Annotated in this window: 5 protein-coding genes; 2 read left to right on the top strand and 3 right to left on the bottom strand. The window is 73.8% G+C overall.

The features are described 5' to 3' along the window. The coding region (locus tag L7D48_RS25190) for an MFS transporter (RefSeq protein ID WP_237882809.1) at positions 1–1,446 on the top strand (1,446 nt) is incomplete at its 5' end. Between the two features lie 265 nt (positions 1,447–1,711). Further along, complete coding sequence (locus tag L7D48_RS25185; RefSeq protein WP_027751042.1) at positions 1,712–2,089, top strand: RNA polymerase-binding protein RbpA; 378 nt, start codon at positions 1,712–1,714, stop codon at positions 2,087–2,089. Positions 2,090–2,189: 100 nt separating this feature from the next. Here the strand turns inward: L7D48_RS25185 and fxsA are convergent, their stop codons facing one another. From fxsA to lnt, 3 genes are read right to left on the bottom strand one after another with little or no spacing between them, the layout of a single operon-like run. Continuing rightward, positions 2,190–2,831 (bottom strand): FxsA family membrane protein, encoded by a 642-nt coding sequence (gene fxsA / locus L7D48_RS25180; protein WP_237882807.1) that lies wholly within the window; start codon positions 2,829–2,831, stop codon positions 2,190–2,192. Between the two features lies 1 nt (position 2,832). Further along, positions 2,833–3,603 (bottom strand): polyprenol monophosphomannose synthase, encoded by a 771-nt coding sequence (locus L7D48_RS25175; RefSeq protein ID WP_237882805.1) that lies wholly within the window; start codon positions 3,601–3,603, stop codon positions 2,833–2,835. Continuing rightward, positions 3,600–5,432, bottom strand: a complete 1,833-nt coding sequence (gene lnt, locus L7D48_RS25170) for an apolipoprotein N-acyltransferase (RefSeq protein WP_237882803.1) — start codon at positions 5,430–5,432, stop codon at positions 3,600–3,602. Before lnt ends, L7D48_RS25175 begins: the two co-directional genes overlap by 4 nt. Positions 5,433–5,514 lie beyond the last annotated feature (82 nt).

Below are 5,514 nucleotides of genomic sequence, written 5' to 3'. Positions count from 1 at the left end.
GGCACCGGGGACGCCGGAGGAACGGCGGGGAGCGCGGGCGGCGGAACCGGCGGCGCGGGAGGCACGGGCGGCACCGGCACCCCGGCAAGGAGCCCGGGGGGCTTCGCCGGGGACGCCGAGCGGCGCCGTGAGCAGCGCGGCTGGTACTTCTACGACTGGGCGGTCTCCGTCTTCTCCACCAGCGTGCTCACCGTCTTCCTCGGCCCCTATCTGACCTCGGTCGCCGAGGCCGCGGCGGACGGCGCCGGCTACGTCCACCCCCTGGGCATCCCGGTCCGCGCCGGCTCGTACTTCGCCTACACCGTCTCCGTCTCGGTACTGCTGTCGGTGCTGGTGATGCCGCTGGCCGGGGCGGTCGCCGACCGGTCGGGCCGCAAGAAGCCGATCATGGGCGTGTTCGCCTACCTGGGGGCGGCGGCCACCACGGGGATGTTCTTCCTGGAGGGCGACCGCTATCTGCTGGGCGGGGCGCTGCTGGTGGTGGCGAACGTCTCCTACGCCACGGCCGTGGTGGTCTACAACTCCTTCCTGCCGCAGATCGCCACTCCCGCGGAGCGGGACGCGGTCTCCTCGCGCGGCTGGGCCTTCGGCTACGCCTCCGGCTCCCTGGTGCTGGTGGCCAACCTGGCGCTGTTCCTCGGGCACGAGTCGCTGGGTGTGGACGAGGGCACCGCGGTGCGGATCTGCCTGGCCTCGGCGGGCCTGTGGTGGGCGGTCTTCGCCATCATCCCGCTGCGGCGGCTGCGCGAGCGGCCCGCCGCCCACGCGCCCGCCGGCGCGGCCCCCGGCGGGGGTGTGTCCCTGCGGGGCGGCTGGCGGCAGCTCGCCGGGACGCTGCGCGACCTGCGCCGCTACCCGCTGACCCTGATGTTCCTGCTGGCCTATCTGCTCTACAACGACGGCGTGCAGACGGTGATCACCCAGGCCTCGGTCTTCGGCGCCGGGGAGCTGGGGATGGACCAGACCACCCTCATCGGCGCGGTCCTGCTGGTGCAGATCCTGGCCGTGGTGGGGGCACTGCTGCTGGGACGGCTGGCGGTGCGCTACGGCGCCAAGCGCACGATCCTGGGCTCGCTGGTGGCGTGGACGGCGACGGTGGGCGCCGGATACGTGCTGCCCGCGGGCGAGCCGGTGTGGTTCTTCGTCCTGGCCGCGGCGATCGGAATGGTGCTGGGCGGCACCCAGGCGCTGTCGCGGTCGCTGTACGCGCAACTGGTGCCGCCGGGCAAGGAGGCGGAGTACTTCTCGCTGTACGAGGTGAGCGATCGCGGCACGAGCTGGCTGGGGCCGCTGGTGTTCGGGCTCACCTACCAGCTCACCGGCAGCTACCGGGACGCGATCATCTCCCTGGTGATCTTCTTCGTTCTGGGTTTCGTCCTGCTTTTGCGGGTACCGGTCAGACGAGCGGTGGCGGCGGTGGGTGCCGCTGCGCCGGATCGGATTTAGGCCATCGGCCGAAGGGCGGGTAGTGTACGCCTGCAACTCGTCGGATGGACCGTTACCGCACGCCAAAGATAGGCGAACGTTACGTTACGCCCCTTGTGGGATGTGACAAAGCGGGCGGCTGCGGGTACCGCATATCCGACGAGGCAGCGGCACGACGGGCGACGCATGTCCCAGATCGGGAATCTTCACCGCCGACCGGACGTTGACCGGATGACGACGACAGCGACACCTGTCCTGTGGGCGACAAGCCCGGGAGGCACGATTCATGAGTGAGCGAGCTCTGCGCGGCACGCGACTCGTGGTGACCAGCTACGAGACCGACCGCGGTATCGACCTGGCGCCGCGCCAGGCCGTGGAGTACGCATGCCAGAACGGTCATCGGTTCGAGATGCCGTTCTCGGTTGAGGCCGAGATTCCGCCGGAGTGGGAGTGCAAGGTATGCGGCGCCCAGGCGCTCCTGGTCGACGGCGAGGGGCCCGAGGAGAAGAAGGGCAAGCCCGCGCGTACGCACTGGGACATGCTCATGGAGCGGCGCACCCGTGAGGAGCTGGAGGAGGTGCTGGCCGAGAGGCTGGCGGTCCTGCGCTCCGGGACCATGAACATCGCCGTGCACCCGCGGGACAGCAAGCGCAAGTCCGCCTGACGGCGGCACGCGGCACCGCACCGCGAAAGCACGTGGGTGAGGGCCCGACCACCGGCCGGTGGTCGGGCCCTCACCCACGTGTGCGTCCCCGCGCGAACGGCTAACGCGCTCCCCCGCCCTCCCCGCCGCGGGTGTCGCGCTCGTCCTCGCGTACGACCTCCCCCTGCACCACCTTGCCGTCGGGCCGGTGGATGCGGAACTGCTCCTCCGCCGTACGCGCCTGCCGCAGGGAGTCCCCCAGGGATCCGGGGGCGAAGCCGGCGCGGCCGCCGAGCCGGCGCTCCACCGCGCGGCGCAGCAGCGCGGCCGTCGGCGGGAAGACGCACAGCAGCCCGGCCGCGTCCGAGATCAGCCCCGGCAGCATCAGCAGCAGGCCGCCGAGCATGGCCGACCCGTGTCCGCCCCGGTCGGCCCGCGGCCCGGGGCGGGGCTCGGCGCCCGGCTGGAGGCTCTCGACGGTCTCGACCAGACCCCGCCAGGCGCGGCGTCCCGCGCGCTTGACGACCGCGGCGCCCAGTACCGCCCCCGCCACCAGGACGATCAGGACGACCAGCCCGTTCGTGGCGTCCGCCAGCAGGGTCAGCAGCCAGATCTCCAGGATCACGAAGGCGGCCAGTCCCAGGGGGACGAAACTGCGCCGGGGGCGGCGCCGGGGCCCGGTGCCGGGAGATTCCGGGCCCTGCGGTCCGGGACGGGAGTGCCGCGGAGGTGGCTCGTACGGGTACGGTGCGCCGGTCGTCATGTCATCCAGTGTGCCTGCGGCCGAGCGCCTGGTTCACACGGGACCGCACACCCCAGGCGGTGACCCGCCACAGGGCCTCGGCGACGATGTCGCGGTTCATCTTGCTGTCGCCGCGCTCGCGCTCGACGAAGGTGATGGGCACCTCGACCACCTGGTATCCGGCCTGCACGGCGCGGTGGGCCAGGTCCACCTGGAAGCAGTACCCCTGGGAGGCCACGTCGTCCATGCCCAGCCCCAGCAGGGTCTCCTTGCGGAACGCCCGGTAGCCGCCGGTGACGTCCCGCAGGGGCACGCCCAGCAGCAGCCGGGAGTAGGTGCTGCCGCCGCGCGAGAGGAACTTGCGGTGGCCCGGCCAGTTGACCACCCGCCCGCCCGGCACCCAGCGCGAGCCCAGCACCAGGTCGGCGCCCTTGAGCGCGGTCAGCAGCCTGGGCAGCTCCTCGGGCTGGTGGGAGCCGTCCGCGTCCATCTCGACCAGGACGTCGTAGCCGTTGTCGATGCCCCAGCGGAAGCCCGCCAGGTAGGCGGCACCCAGCCCCTCCTTGCCCTCCCGGTGGAGGACCTCGACCCGCTCGTCCTCGGCCGCCAGTTCGTCGGCGACCTTCCCCGTGCCGTCGGGGCTGTTGTCGTCCGCGACCAGGACGTGGGCCTCGGGGACGGCGGTGCGCACTCTGGTGACGATCGGCCGGATGTTGTCGACCTCGTTGTAGGTCGGGATGATCACGAGGATCCTGCCGAGCGGATCCTTCCGGCGCTGTCCCGCCTCGTTCACTGCTGCCGCCTCTTCTCGTCCGTCCTGTTCACCCCGTGTGCCCGCCCCCGTCGGCCGGTCGCGAAGGCCGCGGCGCAGGACAGGAGGCCCACCATAGCGAGCGCCCACTCCGGTGCGGGGCCGATCCGGTCGGAGAGGGTGGTCTCGTCGCGCAGCGGGAGGTCGGCGGTGACCACGTCCTGCGTGAACTCCTCCGTGCGCTGCCCGATCGTGCCGTCGGGTGCGACGACCGCGCTGATGCCGCTGGTGGCGGCGGTGACCACGGCCCGGCCGTGCTCGACGGCCCGCAGCCGGGACATCACCAGCTGCTGCTCGGGCTGGCCGGTGTTGCCGTAGGTGGCGTTGTTGGTCTGGATCACCAGGGCGCGGGCGCCGTCGTTGACGGTGGCGCGCACGATCTCGTCGTAGGCGACCTCGAAGCAGATGACGTCGCCGAGCCGGGCGGGGCCGACGTCCATCACCCCGGTGCTCTGGCCGGGCCAGAAGTCGCGCGGGACGCGCTGGAGGCGGGTGATGACCTTGCTGAGCTGGTCGCGGTAGGGAACGTACTCGCCGAAGGGCACCGGGTGCTGCTTGGTGTACGAGGCTCCGGGACCGGCCTCGGGATCCCAGACGATGCCCTGGTTCTCGACGTAGCCCTCGCGCTCGGGATGGTCGACGAGGGCGCCGACCAGGACGGGGACGCCCACCGCCTTCGCCGCCCGGTCGATGGCGTCGTACGCCTGCGGGTACCGGTGCGGGTCCAGGTCGGAGGCGTTCTCCGGCCAGATCACCAGGTCGGGCCGCTCCTCCCGGCCCGCCTCCACGTCCTCGGCCAGCTCCAGGGTGGCCTCGACGTGGTTGTTGAGGATCAGCATCGGGCGGCCGAGGAAGTCCATGCCCGGCTGCTGGACGTTGCCCTGGACGACGGCGATGCGGACGGTGTCGGCCGCCGCGGTGCGGACCGGCACGGCGAGGCCGGCCGCGGTCACGGCCGCCGCCAGGGCGACCGCCCCGGCGGCGGCGAGGGCCGGGCGCGCCGTACGGGAGCCGGCCGCCGCCGGGGAGCCGGTCCCGCCGGTCCCGCCCCCCTCGGCCGTCTCCTCCGCTCCGCGCCGCCGCCGGGCGGCCGCCGCGGCCCGGACGGCCGCCGCGGCGAGCAGGCCGCCGGTCAGCGCGACGGCGAAGGTCACCAGCGGGGCGCCGCCCAGGGCGGCCAGCGGCAGGAACGGCGAGTCGGTGACGGCGAAAGCCAGCCGTCCCCAGGGGAAGCCGCCGAAGGGGATCCGGTCGCGCGCCCACTCCTCGGCGACCCACAGGCAGGCGCCCCACAGCGGCCACAGCGGCAGCCGCGAGGTCGCGGCCAGCCCGGCGCCCATCGGCACGAAGAACAGGGACTCGACCAGGGACAGGCCGAACACCGCGTCCCAGCCGATCACATGGAGCCACTTGAGCAGCACGAGGAAGAACGGCAGCCCCATGGCCAGACCGAGCCAGGCCCCCTGGCGGGCGGTACGCCCCCGGGTGAGGAGGGCGAGGACGGCGACCGCGGCGACCGACAGCGGCCACACGTCGTACGGGGGGAAGGCGGCGGCCAGGGCGACACCGCTCACCGCCGCGGCCGCCGTGCGCCACGCCTCGCGGCGTGCCGACCTGGCCAGGCGGACGGGAAGCCGGGGCGCCGGCCGGGCCCCGGCCCCGCCGGCGGCCGGGACGGGGGCCTCCCCGGCGGCGGCGCGTGCCGGGGCGCCGGCCGGGACGGTCGTACGGTGGTGCTGCGGCTCGTCCGGACGGTCGGCGGCCGCGCCGCCGGTCTCGGCTTCGGCGGTGGTCTCGGGGCCCGATGGCACGGTCGCGGCCTTTCTCGCAGGTCGTGCGGTGACGAGCCCGACCGTACAACGCCCGGCGGCTCCCGCGGGGGCGGGGTGGGGA

Origin of the sequence: Streptomyces sp. ICN903, assembly GCF_022015835.1 — a bacterium.
In the GTDB taxonomy this organism is placed as follows: Bacteria; Actinomycetota; Actinomycetes; order Streptomycetales; family Streptomycetaceae; genus Streptomyces; species Streptomyces fenghuangensis.
The sequence above is the reverse complement of the archived record's forward strand: the minus strand, read 5'-3'. Positions and strand labels throughout refer to the sequence as shown.

Coding starts and splice junctions, on each gene's coding strand:
- L7D48_RS25185 (WP_027751042.1), top strand. CDS start 1,712: ATGAGTGAGCGAGCTCTGCGCGGCACGCGACTCGTGGTGACCAGCTAC.
- fxsA (WP_237882807.1), bottom strand. CDS start 2,831: ATGACGACCGGCGCACCGTACCCGTACGAGCCACCTCCGCGGCACTCC.